Origin of the sequence: Butyricimonas hominis (assembly GCF_014287455.1) — a bacterium.
GTDB lineage: Bacteria > Bacteroidota > Bacteroidia > Bacteroidales > Marinifilaceae > Butyricimonas > Butyricimonas muris.
In genome coordinates this window covers 450,134-467,853 of the sequence record NZ_JACOOH010000003.1, presented here as the reverse complement: position 1 = coordinate 467,853, position 17,720 = coordinate 450,134, and the positions used below count along the sequence as shown (strand labels likewise).

Sequence of the window (17,720 nt, the reverse complement as noted above, 5' to 3'; positions counted from 1 at the left end):
TATAAAATATGGAATATAGTTCGTAGTGTATTTAAAAAAATATATATTTGTAGCTCAATAATTGAACGATTATTAACTGTCTAAAATCACTATTCGTTATATATCCTTACTTAACTATTAGTGTTCTAGTAATCATTGAATTGTAAATAATAACTCTTGTTTTATTTGCCGCACAAATCCTCATTTGTTTAACATTCAAAAAACGTTGGTTTAATGATAGTGGAATGTTACATAAAAGAAGGAGTTATATGTTTGTGAATAAGTGGTTTGTAGTGGTAGCGAGTATGGTCGTTTGTTTTTCATGCAGTTCCAGCAAGGAGATTGTCTATTTGCAGGATGTGAAGGAAAATGAGCGACTTGAATCGGACTTCGAGTACAAGACTGTCATTCACGTTGATGATTTATTGTCAATCGTGGTTTCTTGTGATGACACGGAGGCGGCATTGCCTTTCAATACTCCTATGATTGGCTTGGGGCGGGACGTGACGTCGACCAACCAACAGGTTGCTCCCGGTTATCTCGTGGATAAAGAGGGGTATATTGATTTTCCCGTGCTGGGGAAATTGCGTGTGGACGGTATTTCCCGTGTAGAATTGTCGGAAATGCTGAAGATGAAATTAGCGATGTACTTGAAAAATCCGATAGTGACGATACATTTCCAGAATTTCAAGGTGACTGTTTTGGGCGAAGTCCGGAGTCCGGGCAGTTACAGAGTGACCAGTGAGCGAGTATCTATATTCGATGCGCTGGGCATGGCGGGGGATTTACAGATTAATGCCAAGAGAAAAAACGTGCTGATTATGCGCGAGAACGGGAAAGAGAAGACTTTTGCCCGTTTGGATTTGACTTCGGCGAATCTTGTTTATTCCCCGTTTTTTTATTTGCAGCAGAATGATGTGGTTTACGTGGAGCCTAGCAGGGGGCGTATCGCGGGAGGTAATGCGGGAACTTTTTTGCCTTACGTTTTGTCCAGTGTGTCGACATTAGTGACGGTACTCGCGTTGATACTTAGATAGGTGAAAGGTTTTCTCCGGGTTGGTTGTATTTTTTAGTTTTAATGAAACGAGAGTGTATGAACGTGAATGGTAATGAGGTCTATGTGCCTGAACAGGAAGAAACGATTGATTTAAGGATGTTGTTTTACAAGATTATCGCGCGGTGGCGGTGGTTTCTCGTGTCTGTGCCTTTGTGCGTGGGGGCAGTATTGATTTACTGCATGATGCAGGAACCCGTGTATAACGTGACGAGTAAAGTGATGATCAGCGACACGAAGAAAGGGGAGTTAGGCACTAGCATGATGATGAAGGAAATGGGATTTTTCCAAGGGGATAAATACGTGGAAAATGAATTGATAGAGTTGCAGTCCAAGAATTTAATGCGGGAGACGGTATGTGATTTGGAGTTGAATATTTGTTACAGTCGTGAAAGTGTCTTGAGGGGGACAGAGTTATACAAGGATTCTCCTGTAAACGTGTTGGTCGATCGTCCCGAGTTGATAAAAGACACTTGTTTTTTCGTGACGTTGACGAGTGATACGACGATTTCTGTGACAGCCTCGGACGGGAAAGTTGTGCATGAGGGGCGTTTTTCGGAACGGATTCCGGTTGGTGATTACGCTATATCCGTGGAGAGGAGTGAGGTGTACTCCGCGGAGAAGGTGGAACGGGTGCGGGTGGATTTGTATTCCTACGATTCGGCAACGAAGAATTTTTACAAGAAACTGGAGGTGTCACCTTTGGACAAGAACACGAACGCGCTTCTTTTGTCGGTTAAAGATGTCGTGCCGCAACGGGGAAAGGAGCTGATCCGGGCACTGATAGATCGTTACAACGAAAACGGGGTGGCGGACAAACAGGTTGTTTCCGCCAAGACGGTGGAGTTTATCAATGCCCGACTTGAAGTGATTAACCGGGAATTGGGCACGATAGAGGATGATGCCGAGCGTTTCAAGCGAACGAATAAGTTGACCAATCTTGCTTCTGATGCCGAGTTCGTGATGGAGCGTAAGAAATTGACGGGGACGGAATTGTTGAAGTTGCAGACCGAGTTCGATGTAGCGCGTAGCATCCGGGAGTTATTGGAAAAAAGGGAAGGGAACGAGTTCGGTTTGCTCCCCGAGAATCTGGGTATCTCGGACGAGGGGATGAATAGCGGCATATCCCGTTACAACGAAATGGTGTTGCGAAGAAATAAACTTTTGCTTAGTGCCCGGAAAGATAATCCTATCGTGACGGGATTGGATATGCAATTACGAGAGATGAAGGAGAGTATTCGCGAGGCGGTGGGTAACGTGGAGAACGGTTTGGAAATAAAGATAAACACGTTAGAGCGGGAGAACCTTTCCGTTGACAAGCGATTGACTTCCGTGCCCGCACAGGAAAAACAGTATCGGGCGATAGCCCGGCAGCAAGAGTTGAAAGAGAATCTTTTTCTTTTCTTGATGCAAAAACGGGAGGAGGCGGAGATCGCTAAACTGGTGTATGTTCCGACGGCGAAGATTATTGAAGACCCCGACGCGGGAGAAGGACCGGTATCTCCCCGTAAGGCCATGTTGTTGCTGGTCGGTTTGATGCTGGGGATTGGGCTTCCCGCGGGAATCGTGTTGGTGAGGGATATGTTGGATAATAAGGTGAGGAGTATTGAAGATATCGAGAGAAATGTCAAGGTTCCTTTGTTGGGTTCATTCCCGGAGGTGACCGGGGAGAAATTAATCGCCCGGGAAGATTTCGTGCAATCGGAATCCATGCATCTGATTCGGGAAAAGCTGAATTATATGTTGCGGCAAAAGGTTTGTCCGGTGGTTATGGTTACTTCGACCATTCCCGGTGAAGGAAAGTCTTTGATCGCGGCACATTTGTCAAACGCTTACGCGAAGACGGGTAAAAAGGTGTTGTTGATGGGGTGTGATTTGCGTAATCCCAGTTTGCATAAGTTTCTGGGAGAGAATAATACCAAAGGTTTATCCGCTTACTTGGCAGGGATAGAGGGCGACTTGGCAAGCTTGATTTGTCCGGTGGAAGAACATCTGGATGTTTTGTTCGGTGGCGCGGTACCGCCCAATCCGGTTCAATTGCTTGCCGGGGAACGGATGGGAGCATTATTGGAAAATATGAAGCAGCGGTATGATTGTATCATACTGGATACTCCCCCGGTAGGGATGCTTGCTGAAGGGTTTGCCTTGGGCAAGTGGGCGGATGCCTGCGTGTACGTGGTGCGGGCGAATATGTTAAAAAAGGAGGCGTTAAGGTTGGTCGCCGCGATAAACGGTGAAGGACGTCTGCCCGATATGGGAATCGTGCTGAATGATTTACGTGCGGATGCGGGAGGATACGGTTACGGGTATGGCTACGGTTATGGTTACGGGTATAACAAAGAAAATGTAAACGAATAGATATGTTGTTCCTCAAGCGTCACCGGAAATTTGTTTTTGACTACAAGCGGGATGTACACTCGCACGTTTTGCCTGCTTTGGATGACGGTGTACGTACCATGGATGAAGCAATTTTGATTATTCGTCGAATGGTGGCGGCGGGTTTGTGTTGTTTGACTTGTACTCCGCATGTGGCGTTTCCTGCGTTGATGAATAGCCGCGGGGATATCGGGAGTATGTTCGTGTTATTGAAGTCGCGTCTTGTACAAGAGGGAATAGATATAGCCGTGGATATGGGAGCTGAATATCGTATGGGTGAGTTTATGTTGGGGTTATTGGAACAAAACGAGATTATTGCTTCTGCCGCGGGGGAGGTGCTGGTTGAGCATAGTTTCGTGGCTCCATCGGTACATGCGGAGGAAATTATTTTCAGACTGCGGGGTAGTGGGTACGTGCCTGTGATGGCACATCCGGAGCGTTATTCTTTTTACGCGGGTGACATAGTAAAGCATTGTGAACACTTGAAGTTACTAGGGTGTAAGATTCAAGTAAACTTACTCTCGTTTGCCGGATATTACGGGAAAGAAGCACTAACGGGTGCTCGGAAATTATACGGTACGGGGTTGGTGGATTATTACGCCGGGGATATTCACAATTTGCGGCAGGAGATGTTGTTGGAAAAACTAATAGGGGGAGCCTTTTTTTAATTTCTTTTTTCGAATATTACTTTTTTGAATGTTTGGGCTCCTCCTACTTCTCGTGTATCGGTCGAGGAATTTTGATTGTCTGTTGACGCTTGATTTTCACACGATAAAGTGTTATCGGTTAAGAATAAAATTTTGTAATTCTTGGAAATTCTGACTATAAATAAACGATCGTTTATTTATTTGCAAAAATATTAATAATTCTGATAATCGACAATGTTAATTGATTATTTTTTACTCCTAGTAAATAATAAGTTACAAAATTATCCATTCTCACAACACATGTTTGTTGACAATCGTAATAAACGATGGTTTATTTATTCGCTCACGGTCGGTTCGGGAGCTGGTTGCATTTATTTCTCAATGTCCAGTGAGTGTTGTTAAGATATTGAAAATGAAAACGATAAAATAATGATAAGGAAGTGTACATTAATAACAGGGATTCTGGTATTGTTGATGATATTACGCGTGAACGCGAACGAAAGTACAGCGGATGTTATTTCTACGGATGCCGCGGTGTTGTACACGGGTGAGGAAAGTTTTTTGATTCCGGACACGGTATTCCGGAAATTTTGTATTGAACTGGGATGTGCCGATGAAAAAGGGTACATTATTCCGGCAGAGGCCGCGAAAGTCACGTGGCTTAGTGTAGGTAGAAAGAATATCGTGTCGCTGGAAGGCATCAAGTATTTCACTTCACTGGAAAAGTTGACTTGTTATTACACTCCTCTTGCTTCGCTGGATGTATCGGGATGTAGCTCGCTAAAAGAATTGTACTGTAATCATAACGCCTCGCTTGTTTCCTTGAACGTGAACGGGTGTACGTCATTGGAGAAGTTGTATTGTTACAATACTCCGCTCGTGGAGCTGAATGTGTCGGGATGTAAGTCTTTGGTTTGCCTAAGGTGCCACGATAATACTTCCCTCGTGACGTTGTACGTGAAGGGATGTGCGGCGTTGAAAGAACTATATTGCCATAACGATCACCTCTCGGGGTTGGACTTGTCCGGGTGCACTTCGTTGAGGACTTTGTATTGTTATGGCAATTTTATTACTCGTTTGGATGCGACTGTTATGCCTGAGGGGAAGGGGTTCCGGCTTTTCTGCGGTAATCAGACCTCGGACGGTGTGACCGGACAATCTTTGGAATTGACATTGACTCCCAAGCAAAAAGAACGTTGGGATGACTACATGATATCCAACGGGAGTAATGTTCGGGTGAACGTTGCCGTGAGATGAAACATGTTTTCTCTTTTTTTCGTTTATAAGGTAGGTTATCCATGGGGTAACTCGTGAGATTTATCAACTTAAAACGGAGGTATTATGAAGGAGAAAGAGAAAAATGATCGGGAGAATGAAGGGAAGAAAGTGAATCGGCACGCGGAGAAGAATATCCCTTCCAAGCAGGACAAGAGTTGGGTAGGAGAAAACCAGATGCCACAACGACAATTTGACAAGACCGAATTAGAGAGAGAGAAAGGCGACGGTTTAAAGAGAAAATGCAAAAAATAAATCGTTTTATCGTCTTTATCAGGTTGGGCTAAAATAGGTCTGTAAAGTCGATAAAGGATTGAATTACGGTGTTTTATCCGAAAATATTTGTACTTGATTGACTTTATAGACTTTTTTTTCTTGTAGTATTGTTTGTTTGAATAATTATTGTAAATTTGCAGTGATATTTGAGTTTTGATTTGATTACAGAGTGTTTGCCTTTCATCGTATTTTAAATGTATCGTTAAGCAGACTTTCCTTAGGCAATTATTCAACCTCAAAAGCATTTATTAATTATTTTAAAGTTTGTATTAATGAACATTTACATTTCAAATCTAAGTTACGAAGTGAGTGACAGTGACTTAAAAGAATTATTCGAGGAATACGGTGAAGTTTCTTCAGCAAAAGTAATCATGGACAGAGAGACCGGACGTTCAAGAGGTTTTGGTTTCGTGGAAATGTCTGACGATGTACAAGGACAAAAAGCTATCGACGAGTTGAACCAAGCTGAATATGACGGCAAGGTAATCAGCGTGAACGTGGCTAAACCGAGAACGGACAGACCTGCCGGAAATCGCGGTGGTTTTAACCGTGGCGGTGGTGGCGGACGTGATCGTCGCAGCGGAAACGGTGGCGGCGGACGTAGCTTCGAGAGAAGATACTAATTTGTCATTGGGACAAGATATATTAATAAACGGTAGCGGAAGTTACCGTTTATTTTTTGTGGAAATAGTAGTGTTCCTCCCTGTTTCCGTTGATATTCTGTTGAGGAACTATTCAAGAAAGAATTCAATGCGGGTATAGTATCAAATCAAAAACGTTTCAAAGACGCTCGTGAACGTCTTTGAAACGTCTTTGTATCGAAGGTGAAACGTCTTTGTTCCCTTATTACCCCCTATTCTCTTCCTATATACTTACTTCTCTATCCGTGAAAACCATTACCGCGGGTGAATGGGCGAGGATATATGACGCGGGGTATTCTTTTGCCTTGCGGATGATTTGTTCCATGATTTCCTGTTTTTCTTTACCGATAACGGGAACCAGTATAGCGGAACTTTTCAAGATAACGGTTCCGGTCATGGTGATGCGTTGTTGTCCCGTGATAGGGTGTTGGGATACGGCATATACGCGACGATCCGTGAGCAAGTTCATGTCATTGGGGAATATGGAAGCCACGTGTCCGTCCGTGCCTACACCGAGGATAACACAATCGAAACGGGGGGCGGTGGAATAACCCGGAAGTTCCCATTTTACCATTTCCGAGTAGCGTTCCGCTTCAACCTTGGGTTCTTGTTCTCCCCAGATACGGTGAATATGGTTCGCGGGTATCTCCAGCGGGATAAATAGCAACTGATCGGCATGCTTGTAGTTGCTTTCGTCCTCGTCCGGCGCCACGCAACGTTCATCCACCCAGTAGAAACGAATGTTGTTCCACGGGATAATTTCTTTGTATTCTTTTACCCATAACTTGAACAGCGCTTGTGCCGTGCTACCCCCGGACAGAGCCAAGTGGAAAGGCTTTGACTTACTTTTTTTTATCACCGCGACAAGCGCTTCGCTGGTTGCACGCAACGCTTCTTCCGGTGTTTTATAAGTTTCTATTTTCATGATATATGGTTATATGTCTTAGTATAATTTATGCATTTTATACGATGCAAGTTACATTTTATTCGTGATTAAAGCAATAATTTTGCCTTGAAAGCTTGAAAAAATCTTAACGTGACATCATTTGTCGGCAGCTTTTGTTGAAACGGCGGATAAAGAGAGCCGCCGCGAACATAAGACCACCGCAGAATCCGGAGAGTAGTCCGGGAGCCCCGAAGTCGAGTAAAATACCCGTGACGTAGGCGAGCGGGACGGCAACAAAGACATAGGAAATGAAAGCGTATATCATGGGGCGTTTCACGTCGGTGATACCTCTTAACGCGCCGAGAGCGGTGACCTGTAGCCCGTCGAATATTTCGAAAACCGCGACGACGTAGAAAAGGCGGCGTGCCACTTCAATCACTTCCCGGTCGGGCGTGAAGACGGAAGCGATTTGGGCCCCGAAAAGAGCGTAGATAATGGCCGCTCCCGTCATAAAGACCACGGAAAGACGAAAAGCCGCGTGAGCGTGACGGCGCATCTTGGCGAAATTATGACGCCCGAATTCGTGGCTGATAAGTATCGTGGAAGCCCCGGCAATCCCGCTGGATATCATGAAGGTGAGGTTAATCATGGATAACGCTATCTGGTTGGCGGCAAGAGGCACCGTACCCAGCCAACCCATCATAACCGTGATGAGGCTGAGGGAGAGAAATTCGACGACCATTTGTCCGGCGATGGGGTAACCCACTTGCAAGAGTTGTTTTATTTTGCGTCCGCTGACATTTGTCCGGCGGAAGAACTGGAAGACGGTGGCGTGTATGGCGGAGCGGCGTGTATAAAAGAAAAATACCGCGGGCATCATGGTTCTTGATATCAAGGTTGCCAGTCCGGCTCCCGCTACCCCCAGATTCGGGGCTCCGAGTTTGCCGTATATAAACATGTAATTGAGAATGATATTCATGACGTTGCATGATATCGTGATGACCATGGCCACTTTCGTGTTACCGATGCCTTCCATGTATTGTTTGAATGTCATGAAGAGGATGAAGGGAATGACCGACAGGGAGGTTAGTATGTAATAGCCTTTACTTAACGCGATCACTTCCTCGGGTTGTCCCATCATGGATAAAAAAGGCATAAGAGCGAAGAGAAAGGCGGTGAGCAAGAGTGATACCGCGGTGTTCACCAGAAGAGAGTTCTGGAAGAATCCCGCCACCCGTTCGCTGTCGTTCTGGGCATGTGCCTGTCCGACGAGGGGAGTGAGTCCCGTGGCGATACCCATCCCGACGACCATCGTGTTCATGATGATGATACCGGCAAGGGATACTGCCGCCAGTTCGGGAGCGCCGAGACGCCCGACCATGATGTTGTCCGCCATTTGCACCACCGCTTGTCCCGCCAGCGAGAGCATGATGGGGAAGGCGATACGGACGTTGTCTTTGTAATATGATGAACTGATTTTCATGCCTTTTTGTAAACGGGGGCAAAGGTACGATTTAGTTTGTAAAGTTCATAACGTCACGGGAGAATAACACGCCCGAAAACCGGGGGCGGTCGGCGGGGAAACGGTGGAGTTATTCTGAAGTTCTCCTGAAGTTCTCCTGCAGTTATTCTAACGGGGTTAGAATAACTGTAACTTATCTATTGTTTAACTCTAGGATAGAGTGCAGGTCTACACGAGGGGTGGGCATCGCTTATGGAAGGGGAAATCGGGAGAAAAATAGTTGAGAAAAGTGAAACAAATGTAACCGCCCTTGTCGTATAAAAAGGTATAAGACTAAATTTTAAGTAATTTAACCTTAATATTAAGCTAAATAATTTGCGAAGATGAAATAAGTATCTATCTTTGGATATATTAAACGAGAGAAATGAAGAAGACAGTATTTCAATATTTTTTACTGTTACTTTTGCTTTTGGCAATCGGGGTAAACGCCTTTGGAGAAACTGATTCCAAAGGGGAGAAGCCCGTGCCGACAGTTCCGGGTACGGAGCAGTCGCGGGACGATTCCAAGGTTGCCACTTCTTCCGCGGACCGGCATGGTGCTTTCGAACGCACGTTGGTTTTTTCCAGTCAGCAGCTCGTGAACGGAAGTAGTCGGGAGCAACAAATCTCGTTCTCTATTTATCGCAAAATCCAATTAGCGTATCACAAGTCAGAGTATGGTATTCGGGTAGAACGTTCCATTGAAAGTTTTTCCGAATTGTTGGGTATTCGTTATATACAGGGATTCTACCTGTTCGACTTGTGTAAAATCGTCATTTAGCCACACGTAAGTCAAGTATGTCCGTGCCATATCATTGTGGTACAGGTGTTTTGTATGCCTGTATAAAATGATGAAAGAGGGTGCTATGCTCTGTTGTACAGATGTTTAGTGTGAAATCGGTATTCATGTAAGGATACGGACAGGTCCTTTACACCCTATTATTTTCAATTATTTTAAAGAGATTGACTTATGGAAACTACAAGTACAAAAATGAGTGATAAGATTACAAAGTCTGCATTATTCCAAACGTTATACCCGATCGTGGTTATGCTTATCGTTTTCGGGTTGGTATTCCTTGCTTTATATTGCGCGTTATAAATATTAAAATACATTAGACATGAAAAAGACTGCAACATCTACAAAGGGGGCAAAGAGAAATTTAGGTATTTCTGCTTTCCCGATAATCATTTTGTGTTTTATTCTTGCAATGATTATTTATCATTTCGTTTATGGAAATCCGGCTAATTTTATAAACAATGACCCGAACAATCACCCGTTACCCGGAAATCTCTTGGGTACGATATATAAGGGAGGGGTAATCGTGCCGATTATACAGACTTTATTATTCACGGTCTTGACGTTGAGCGTTGAACGTATGATCGCTTTACGCAAGGCGAAAGGGAAAAAGAATCTTCAGCAATTCGTGACCAAAGTGAAAGGTCAACTGGAAAGCGGGGATATCGAAGGAGCCCGTAAAGCGTGTGATGAACAGAAAGGAACGGTGGCGAATGTTATAAAGTCATCGCTTTCTACTTACACGCAGGTCGACGGTTGTGATACTTTGACGAAAGAAGAGAAGCAACTCGCGGTGCGGAAAGACTTGGAAGAGGCTACCATGCTGGAGTTGCCTACCATGGAGCAGAATCTGGGGGTTATCGCCACGATTACCACGCTGGGAACTTTGATGGGGCTGCTCGGTACGGTTATCGGTATGATCAAGTCGTTTGCCGCCTTGTCCTCTGCCGGGGGTACGGATTCTATCGCTTTGTCGACAGGTATTTCGGAAGCGTTGGTAAATACCGCGTTCGGTATTGCCACGGGGGCTTGCGCTGTTATCGCTTACAATTTCTTTACAAGTAAGATAGACGGTATCACGCATAGTATTGATGAAATCGGTGCTTATATCGTGCAAACATTCACGGTGAAGAACAGATAGTTTGAACCTTTAAACACACGAGTTATGAGTCAGAAGATAAAGAAGAAATCGACGTTTATCGACATGACCGCCATGAGTGACGTGACGGTGCTGTTGCTAACGTTCTTCATGCTGACCTCGACGTTTATCCAAAAGGAACCGGTGAAGGTGAATCCGCCGCAGTCGGTTTCGGAGATCAAGATTCCCGATGCAAATATCGTTTCTATACTGGTGGAACCCTCGGGAAAGGTGTTTATGGGGTTGGATAAGCCGCAAGACAGAATGGAAGTTTTGAAGAAAATGGGCGAAAGTTACCAGATCGAGTTTACTAATGATGAGTTGAAGAAGTTTAGTTTGTGTAACTCTTTCGGGGTTCCGATTCAAGGAATGAAGCAATTTCTCGCGTTATCGCCCGAAGATCAGGATAAAGTGTTGATGAATTACGGTATTCCTTGCGATAGCACGAATAACCAGTTTAAAGCGTGGATGCAGTTTGCCCGCGAGGTGAACAAGGATTTGGTGATCGCGATCAAGGCAGACCAAAGTACACCTTATCCGCTGATAAAGGATATTATGGCGACGTTGCAGGATTTGCGGGAGAACAGGTACAACCTGATAACCTCTTTGCGAAATATGCCTAATGTATGACCGGGTTGGACGTGTTAATTTGAAACGATAAGATTATGGCAGAGATACAAGATAACGGAGGCGGAGAACGCAAGAAAGGTAAACAGAAGAAGTTTAGTATCCGCGTGGATTTTACTCCCATGGTGGATATGAATATGCTGTTGATAACTTTCTTTATGCTCTGTACTTCCATGAGTAAGCCCCAGACAATGGAAATCAGTATGCCCCGGAAGGATTTGTTGAACGAGCAGGAGCAGAACAAGGTGAAGGCTTCGAAGGCGATGACCATTTTGTTGGGAAAGGAGGGGAAGGTGTACTATTATATGGGAGAACCGGATTACGAGAATCCCGATATGGTGCAGGAAACAGACTTTTCCCCGAACGGGTTGAGAGCGATTTTGCTGGGACGTAACCAGATCGTGATGCAAAAGATCCGGGAGTTGAAACAGAAAAAGGAGAATCTGGAAATCACGAACGAGGAGTACTTGAAAGAGTCCGCCGAGATTCGGAAAGAGAAAGATTCGCCTGTAATATTGATTAAGGCGACGGATTTCGCTAACTATAAGAACCTGATTGACGTGCTTGACGAGATGCAGATATGCAATATCGGTCGTTACGCGATCATGGATGTTACACAGGGCGATTTACGCTTGTTACAGGATAAAACGCACGACGGATACGCTGATGATTTGAAGGAGGTTATCGAGTACCGGGAGTTAAAACAGTAAGGTATGGCAAAAGATATTCATATAAATTCGATTGAATGGTGCGACCTCGTGTTTGCCGGGAAGAATAAAGATTACGGCGCTTACGAATTGCGTAAGCAGTCGTCCCGGCGGCATCTGACAGCTTATATAGTGATTATAGGCTGTGTCGTACTGGCAATGGTACTTCCTGCCTTCATTCGTTTTCTTACCCCGGTGAAGGCGGAGGAAAAGATGGTAGCGGTGACCGAGCTTTCTAATTTGAAGATGGAGTTACCGGAGGTGAAGGAAGAGAATAAGATCGTGGCGGTGAACGTGCCGCCTCCGCCTACATTGAAGACGACAATCAAGTTTACCGCTCCCGTGATCAAAAAAGACGAGGAGGTGAACGAGGCGGACGAGATGAAGACACAGGAGGAGGTGAATCAAGCGAAAGCGGCTATTTCCGTGGCGGACGTGAAGGGAAATGATGACGAGAACGGTCAGGATATTGCTGATTTGGAAGATCACAAATTGATCGTGGCGAGTGATGACGAGGTATTTCAAGTCGTGGAACAAGCCCCGGAATACCCGGGAGGTATGGCCGCCTTGATGAAATGGATCGGTAAAGAGATCCGTTACCCGTCTATTGCCCAAGAAATGAACATCGCGGGAAAGGTTATCGTGCAGTTTGTTATCGGGCGTGATGGTTCGGTGCGCGATGTGCAGGTCATTCGTTCCGTTGATCCTTCGTTGGATCAAGAAGCTATCCGGGTCGTGAAAGCGATGAAGAAATGGATTCCCGGTAGACAGCGGGGAGAAGCTGTATCCGTAAGATTCACGTTGCCGATATCATTTAAATTGCAACAATAAGCAATTGAAAATTGAAAATGGAGAATTGAAAATGAACTCCTTGCTTGGTTTTGGGCTCGATTTAAAATGGAGTGGGGAGATAAATTAATTAAGTTATGAATATTCGAATCGGCTTTTGGCTCTTGTTACTGGTGTCCCTTGGGGCTTGTAAAGGAAAGACATCAAGTGTGCAGGAAACCTTGTTCAGCGGGGTGATCCGGGTTGCTGTCGATGAAACGTTATCTCCCTTGGCCGAGGAAGCTATTAACGTTTTTGAGGCGCAATATAATCAGGCGGGTGTAATACCACTTTACACGAGTGAAGTGGAAGCGATTAATTTGCTGTTACGTGATAGTGTGCGGTGGGTTTTGGCTACACGACCACTGACGGAAAACGAATTAGAGTCATTCCACAGCAAGAAGTTTTTTCCGGAGTCGGTGAAGGTAGCCACTGATGGGATAGCCTTGATCGTGAACAGGCAAAATGCCGATTCGATATTCAATTTGGCTCTGTTGCAAAAGATATTTACCGGGGAGATTACCCGTTGGGAGGAGATTGCCCCGGGGTCCCGCGCGGGAGAGATACAGGTGGTTTTCGATCACCCGAATTCAAGCACCGTGAGGTACGCGATTGATTCGATTTGCGGGGAGGGGCAGTTGTCCGAGCGTTGTCATGCGGCAGGGACGAACCGGAAGGTGATTGATTATGTGGCACGTACCCGTGGTGCTTTGGGGGTAATAGGTGTGAACTGGATCAGTGATGACAGGGATTCGCTTTGTCGCGATTTTCTCGACGAGATACAGGTGGCACGCGTGAGTCGTGCCGACCGACCAACATACGGGAATAGTTACCAGCCTTACCAGTATTATCTCTATACCGGACAGTATCCCTTGCGACGGGATATTTATATTTTGCTGAATGATCCCCGTAGTGTTTTGCCCACGGGATTGACTTCTTTTTTCTCCGGTTCGCGGGGACAGCGTATCGTGTTGAAGGCCGGTTTGCTACCGGCAACAATGCCCGTGAATATCGTGAACGTGAGAGAACAAATCTAACTATAAATTTGAAGACGATGAATACAAAATGGATATTATACGGACTGTTCTTTTCGCTCCTTTCCGTGAGCGTGAAGGCGGCAGATAACAGGGTAGGGATAGCTCTCTACGAGTCGGGAATGACCGGTGCGGCAAAAGTGTTTTTTCTGGATAATCTGCCGACGCTGACGGATAATGTAGGGCAGGCTGAGGCGTGTTATTACCTCGGGGAATGTTATCTGACGCTAGGGCAGAGGGATTCTGCCGGTTTTTATTACGATAAAGGCGTGGGATTGCAACCGGATTACCCGTACAATCGGGTGGGACAGGCAAGTCTGAAGTTGAATGACGATCCTTCCGGCGCGGAGGCTTTATTGAAGGATGCCCTCGGAACGAAAGGGTATAAGAAAGACGCTACCCTGCAAATCGCTATCGCGAGGGCTTACTTGCACGCCGGTGATGCCGCGAAGGCTATGGAGCACGTGAATAAGGCGAAAGAGTTGGATGACAAGAGCGGTTTGCCCTACCTCGTGGAAGGCGACATTCTGGTGATGCGGGGACACACCGGGGATGCTTGTGCCAAGTACGAGTCGGCTACTTATTTTTCTCCGGATTGTCTGGGGGCTTATTTGAAGCAGGCACAGATATACATGTCCACCAATCGTTCGCTTTCTCTCGAGAAGTTGAATAAAGTGCGCGAGATATCGCCCGATTTTTGCGGGGCTTACTGTTCCTTGGGAGAATTGCACGAGATGTCCGGAAATAGTAAGGCGGCGGCAGAGAATTATACTAAGTTTATCCGTTCGGGGTATTACGACACGGAGAATTTGCTTCGTTACGCGGGGATATTGTATTTCGACAAGCAATATGCCGGGATGTTGCCCGTGCTGGAACAGGTGTTGAATGAACGACCGGATAATTTAGTGGCGAAACGGTTGTACGCGTACTGTCTGGCGAAGCGGGAAGACGGGGAGAAGTGTTTGCAGGCTATCCGGCATTTTATAGAGTCAACCCCGGAAGAACATCAGATTTATCAGGATTTCCTGTGTTATGCCGAGCAATTGGAGGCAAACAAGAATTACAATGATGCCGTGGTGTTTTACGAGAAGGCTTTGCAAACGGATGCCAAACATCAAGAGCTGAACAAGGAAATCGCGGATATTTTCGCGAAGACCAATCAATTGGATTCGGCTGTGGTATATTACAATCGTTATATTGATTCTGCCGGAGAGGCATCGGCGGAAGATTTATTGAAATTGGGCAAATGCTATTATAACATGGCTTGCCGGGATTCCGTTGTCGACGAACAGAAAGCGGAACTCGTGAAAGCCGATAGTTTGTTTGCCGCGTTGAGTGACAAGGTGCCGAGTAGTTACGTGGGATATTTCTGGCGGGCACGCGTTAATTCGATGCTCGATCCGGAAACCTTGGAAGGGTTGGCAAAACCTTATTACGAGAAAGTGGTAGAAATAGGACTGTCGAACACGGAACGTTATAAACGGGAACTGATAGAGAGTTACAAGTATCTGGGGTATTACCATTACGTTGTTGCCGATGCTATCACGACGAAAAATAATGGAAATCCCGATTCGGCAAAAGGTGAATACGAGGAAGCAAAGGAGTTTTTCTCTAAGGTGCTGGCGTTAGATGCCAAGGACGAGATTGCTTTGAAGGCACTGGAAAGTATAAAACTTTAATAATTTTAGATTTAGTGATTTTAGATTGAGTAAAACGACTCGTGCAAGTTGCACATAGCTTTCCCCGAGGAGTGGATGCGGGTAAGTCTTTTTTTTCCACCGTTGGGGTGTTTTGGTATGGAAATTGCACTATAATCCCACAGAACAATAAAAAGGAAATATGAAGTTTTGGTTGAAAATATTGTCTGTCGTTATTATAACGTTTTGTTTCGGGATAAATGTTTTGTCCGGGGAGAACACGTTTGAAGGACGTACGGAAAACAGGACGGAGTATTTCGCTTCTACCCGGTTGGACGGGGAATTTACTTTGAGCGATTTGGCAAGAACCTACGATTTCGTTGGTGGTGCGTTTATCCTATCCGCATCAATTGATTTACCGGGCGATACGGGTATTGAAAAAGAAAAAAGAGGTGGTTTGTCTAAACTGCTCTCGTGCCATGATTCGGTCTTGAAGTCACATCACATTATTTGTCAGGAAAAATTCCGAGAATATTTATTCACAAAGCATGTCCATGGATTTTATATCTATCGGATAGGTCGTTTAGTTATTTAGCGGTATTGCCGGGATATATTCTCTCGTGCAGGGGAGAAAAAAAGCGTGTAGAAAGTTTGTTGGGAAGAAACTTTCCCGGTGAATATACGTTAAAGTTAAAAGTAAGCATTTAAAGAACGTTTAAATTATATATTATGAGACAGAATGTCGGGTACGTGACGCAAGTGATTGGTCCTGTCGTGGACGTGATTTTCGAGAATGACGGGGGAGATTTGCCACCTATTTACGAGGCGCTTGAAATCGAGCGGGACAATGGAGCCAAGTTGATTGTCGAGGTTGAACAGCACGTGGGTGAAGACACGGTGCGCTGCGTGGCAATGGATACGACGGACGGGTTGTATCGCGGGATGAAAGTGGTTGACTTGGGGCGGACGTTGACGATGCCCACGGGCGATCAGATTAAGGGACGCCTGTTGAACGTGACGGGTGATGCTATTGATTATCTGTCCCCGCTGGAATACAAAGATACGCTTTCCATTCACCGGGAAGCCCCGAAATTCGAGGATCTGTCCATACAGGAAGAATTGTTATTGACGGGTATCAAGGTGATCGATTTGCTGGAACCTTATTCCAAAGGGGGGAAAATCGGTTTGTTCGGTGGTGCCGGTGTCGGTAAAACCGTGTTAATCATGGAAATGATCAATAATATAGCCAAGGGACATAACGGGTATTCCGTGTTTGCCGGAGTTGGTGAACGTACGCGTGAGGGGAATGACCTTTTGCGGGAGATGATCGAGTCGGGTGTAATTAATTACGGCGACAAGTTCAAGGAGGAAATGGCTCAAGGCAAATGGGATTTGGAAAGCGTGGACATGGATAAAGTGCGGGAATCACAGGCCACGCTCGTGTTCGGGCAGATGAACGAGCCTCCCGGGGCACGTTTGCGGGTGGCTTTGTCGGGATTGACCGTGGCGGAGATGTTCCGGGATTCGAATGAAGGCGGTAAGGAGATATTGTTCTTTATTGATAATATATTTCGTTTCACGCAAGCGGGTTCGGAAGTTTCGGCGTTGCTGGGACGTATGCCGTCGGCGGTGGGCTATCAACCCACGTTGGCATCGGAGATGGGTAAATTGCAGGAGCGCATCACTTCGACGAAAAACGGTTCGATTACATCTATTCAAGCTATTTACGTGCCGGCGGACGACTTGACTGACCCCGCTCCGGCGACGACATTCAGTTTCTTGGATGCGACCACGGTATTGAGCCGTAAGATCACGGAATTGGGTATTTATCCGGCAGTGGACCCCTTGGAATCGAATTCACGTATTCTTGACCCGGCTATCGTGGGTGAAGAACATTATCACACGGCGCAGAGGGTTATCGAATTGTTGCAGCATTATAACGAGTTACAAGATATTATTGCCATATTGGGAGTGGATGAGTTGTCGGATTCGGATAAGATTGTCGTGGCTCGTGCCAGACGGGCGCAACGTTTCTTGTCACAGCCATTCCATGTGGCGGAGCAATTCACGGGTATTCCGGGTGTGATGGTTCCACTGGAGGAAACTATTCGCGGGTTCAAGATGATATTGGATGGCGATATGGACGAGTACCCTGAACAAGCCTTTATGAACGCCGGAACAATTGACGACGTGATTAAGAAAGGAAAAGAGATGATGGAGAAAGCGAAAAGCAATTGAAAATTGAAAGTTGAAAATTGAAAATGAAATGAACGATGATAGGGGAGGTGCCCGAAGGGCGGAGGAGTTCAATTTAAAAT

Annotated in this window: 18 protein-coding genes; 16 read left to right on the top strand and 2 right to left on the bottom strand. The window is 45.6% G+C overall.

What is annotated here, in order from left to right:
* The first annotated feature begins 248 nt into the window (after nt 1-248).
* The 6 genes from H8S64_RS08825 (at nt 249) to rbp (ending at nt 6,230) form a co-directional block, all read left to right on the top strand.
* The gene (locus tag H8S64_RS08825; protein ID WP_186975765.1) at nt 249-1,016 is read left to right on the top strand and encodes a polysaccharide biosynthesis/export family protein; all 768 of its coding nucleotides are present in this window, start codon (nt 249-251) and stop codon (nt 1,014-1,016) included.
* A 56-nt stretch (nt 1,017-1,072) separates the two neighbouring features.
* On the top strand, nt 1,073-3,391 hold the full coding sequence (locus tag H8S64_RS08820) for a GumC family protein (RefSeq protein ID WP_186975764.1): 2,319 nt from the start codon (nt 1,073-1,075) through the stop codon (nt 3,389-3,391).
* Between the two features lie 2 nt (nt 3,392-3,393).
* Nucleotides 3,394-4,077, top strand: coding sequence for a tyrosine-protein phosphatase (locus tag H8S64_RS08815; protein ID WP_186975763.1), 684 nt, complete (start codon nt 3,394-3,396; stop codon nt 4,075-4,077).
* Between the two features lie 408 nt (nt 4,078-4,485).
* Entirely contained in the window at nt 4,486-5,313 is an 828-nt protein-coding gene (locus tag H8S64_RS08810; protein WP_186975762.1) for a leucine-rich repeat domain-containing protein, read from the top strand.
* Nucleotides 5,314-5,397: 84 nt separating this feature from the next.
* Nucleotides 5,398-5,586, top strand: a complete 189-nt coding sequence (locus tag H8S64_RS08805) for a hypothetical protein (protein ID WP_099293009.1) — start codon at nt 5,398-5,400, stop codon at nt 5,584-5,586.
* Between the two features lie 293 nt (nt 5,587-5,879).
* Entirely contained in the window at nt 5,880-6,230 is a 351-nt protein-coding gene (rbp, locus tag H8S64_RS08800) for an RNA-binding regulator (protein WP_099293007.1), read from the top strand.
* A gap of 241 nt (nt 6,231-6,471) precedes the next feature.
* On the opposite strand, the gene pgl is transcribed toward rbp, so the two are convergent.
* Together pgl and H8S64_RS08790 are read right to left on the bottom strand one after the other, a co-directional pair.
* A complete protein-coding gene (gene pgl, locus H8S64_RS08795; protein WP_099293005.1) occupies nt 6,472-7,173 on the bottom strand; it encodes a 6-phosphogluconolactonase in 702 nt (233 codons plus the stop codon).
* Nucleotides 7,174-7,279: 106 nt separating this feature from the next.
* Complete coding sequence (locus H8S64_RS08790) at nt 7,280-8,617, bottom strand: MATE family efflux transporter (RefSeq protein ID WP_186975761.1); 1,338 nt, start codon at nt 8,615-8,617, stop codon at nt 7,280-7,282.
* Nucleotides 8,618-9,020: 403 nt separating this feature from the next.
* Between H8S64_RS08790 and H8S64_RS08785 the strand changes: the two genes are divergently transcribed.
* The 10 genes from H8S64_RS08785 (at nt 9,021) to atpD (ending at nt 17,640) form a co-directional block, all read left to right on the top strand.
* Nucleotides 9,021-9,416, top strand: coding sequence for a hypothetical protein (locus H8S64_RS08785; protein ID WP_186975760.1), 396 nt, complete (start codon nt 9,021-9,023; stop codon nt 9,414-9,416).
* Nucleotides 9,417-9,605: 189 nt separating this feature from the next.
* Nucleotides 9,606-9,734 (top strand): hypothetical protein, encoded by a 129-nt coding sequence (locus tag H8S64_RS22520; RefSeq protein WP_255302058.1) that lies wholly within the window; start codon nt 9,606-9,608, stop codon nt 9,732-9,734.
* Nucleotides 9,735-9,753: 19 nt separating this feature from the next.
* Complete coding sequence (locus H8S64_RS08780) at nt 9,754-10,572, top strand: MotA/TolQ/ExbB proton channel family protein (RefSeq protein WP_099292999.1); 819 nt, start codon at nt 9,754-9,756, stop codon at nt 10,570-10,572.
* 24 nt (nt 10,573-10,596) lie between these two features.
* A complete protein-coding gene (locus H8S64_RS08775; protein ID WP_186975759.1) occupies nt 10,597-11,199 on the top strand; it encodes an ExbD/TolR family protein in 603 nt (200 codons plus the stop codon).
* A gap of 35 nt (nt 11,200-11,234) precedes the next feature.
* A complete protein-coding gene (locus H8S64_RS08770) occupies nt 11,235-11,906 on the top strand; it encodes an ExbD/TolR family protein (protein WP_099292995.1) in 672 nt (223 codons plus the stop codon).
* 3 nt (nt 11,907-11,909) lie between these two features.
* Entirely contained in the window at nt 11,910-12,734 is an 825-nt protein-coding gene (locus tag H8S64_RS08765; RefSeq protein WP_099292993.1) for an energy transducer TonB, read from the top strand.
* Nucleotides 12,735-12,829: 95 nt separating this feature from the next.
* On the top strand, nt 12,830-13,768 hold the full coding sequence (locus tag H8S64_RS08760; RefSeq protein WP_186975758.1) for a PstS family phosphate ABC transporter substrate-binding protein: 939 nt from the start codon (nt 12,830-12,832) through the stop codon (nt 13,766-13,768).
* 17 nt (nt 13,769-13,785) lie between these two features.
* Nucleotides 13,786-15,444: a tetratricopeptide repeat protein gene (locus H8S64_RS08755; RefSeq protein ID WP_186975757.1), complete on the top strand. Its 1,659-nt coding sequence runs from the start codon at nt 13,786-13,788 to the stop codon at nt 15,442-15,444.
* 160 nt (nt 15,445-15,604) lie between these two features.
* Complete coding sequence (locus H8S64_RS08750) at nt 15,605-15,997, top strand: hypothetical protein (RefSeq protein WP_186975756.1); 393 nt, start codon at nt 15,605-15,607, stop codon at nt 15,995-15,997.
* A gap of 134 nt (nt 15,998-16,131) precedes the next feature.
* Nucleotides 16,132-17,640, top strand: coding sequence for a F0F1 ATP synthase subunit beta (gene atpD, locus H8S64_RS08745; protein ID WP_099292987.1), 1,509 nt, complete (start codon nt 16,132-16,134; stop codon nt 17,638-17,640).
* The last annotated feature ends 80 nt before the right edge of the window (nt 17,641-17,720 follow it).

Coding starts and splice junctions, on each gene's coding strand:
- H8S64_RS08825 (WP_186975765.1), top strand. CDS start 249: ATGTTTGTGAATAAGTGGTTTGTAGTGGTAGCGAGTATGGTCGTTTGT.
- H8S64_RS08820 (WP_186975764.1), top strand. CDS start 1,073: ATGAACGTGAATGGTAATGAGGTCTATGTGCCTGAACAGGAAGAAACG.
- H8S64_RS08815 (WP_186975763.1), top strand. CDS start 3,394: ATGTTGTTCCTCAAGCGTCACCGGAAATTTGTTTTTGACTACAAGCGG.
- H8S64_RS08810 (WP_186975762.1), top strand. CDS start 4,486: ATGATAAGGAAGTGTACATTAATAACAGGGATTCTGGTATTGTTGATG.
- H8S64_RS08805 (WP_099293009.1), top strand. CDS start 5,398: ATGAAGGAGAAAGAGAAAAATGATCGGGAGAATGAAGGGAAGAAAGTG.
- rbp (WP_099293007.1), top strand. CDS start 5,880: ATGAACATTTACATTTCAAATCTAAGTTACGAAGTGAGTGACAGTGAC.
- pgl (WP_099293005.1), bottom strand. CDS start 7,173: ATGAAAATAGAAACTTATAAAACACCGGAAGAAGCGTTGCGTGCAACC.
- H8S64_RS08790 (WP_186975761.1), bottom strand. CDS start 8,617: ATGAAAATCAGTTCATCATATTACAAAGACAACGTCCGTATCGCCTTC.
- H8S64_RS08785 (WP_186975760.1), top strand. CDS start 9,021: ATGAAGAAGACAGTATTTCAATATTTTTTACTGTTACTTTTGCTTTTG.
- H8S64_RS22520 (WP_255302058.1), top strand. CDS start 9,606: ATGGAAACTACAAGTACAAAAATGAGTGATAAGATTACAAAGTCTGCA.
- H8S64_RS08780 (WP_099292999.1), top strand. CDS start 9,754: ATGAAAAAGACTGCAACATCTACAAAGGGGGCAAAGAGAAATTTAGGT.
- H8S64_RS08775 (WP_186975759.1), top strand. CDS start 10,597: ATGAGTCAGAAGATAAAGAAGAAATCGACGTTTATCGACATGACCGCC.
- H8S64_RS08770 (WP_099292995.1), top strand. CDS start 11,235: ATGGCAGAGATACAAGATAACGGAGGCGGAGAACGCAAGAAAGGTAAA.
- H8S64_RS08765 (WP_099292993.1), top strand. CDS start 11,910: ATGGCAAAAGATATTCATATAAATTCGATTGAATGGTGCGACCTCGTG.
- H8S64_RS08760 (WP_186975758.1), top strand. CDS start 12,830: ATGAATATTCGAATCGGCTTTTGGCTCTTGTTACTGGTGTCCCTTGGG.
- H8S64_RS08755 (WP_186975757.1), top strand. CDS start 13,786: ATGAATACAAAATGGATATTATACGGACTGTTCTTTTCGCTCCTTTCC.
- H8S64_RS08750 (WP_186975756.1), top strand. CDS start 15,605: ATGAAGTTTTGGTTGAAAATATTGTCTGTCGTTATTATAACGTTTTGT.
- atpD (WP_099292987.1), top strand. CDS start 16,132: ATGAGACAGAATGTCGGGTACGTGACGCAAGTGATTGGTCCTGTCGTG.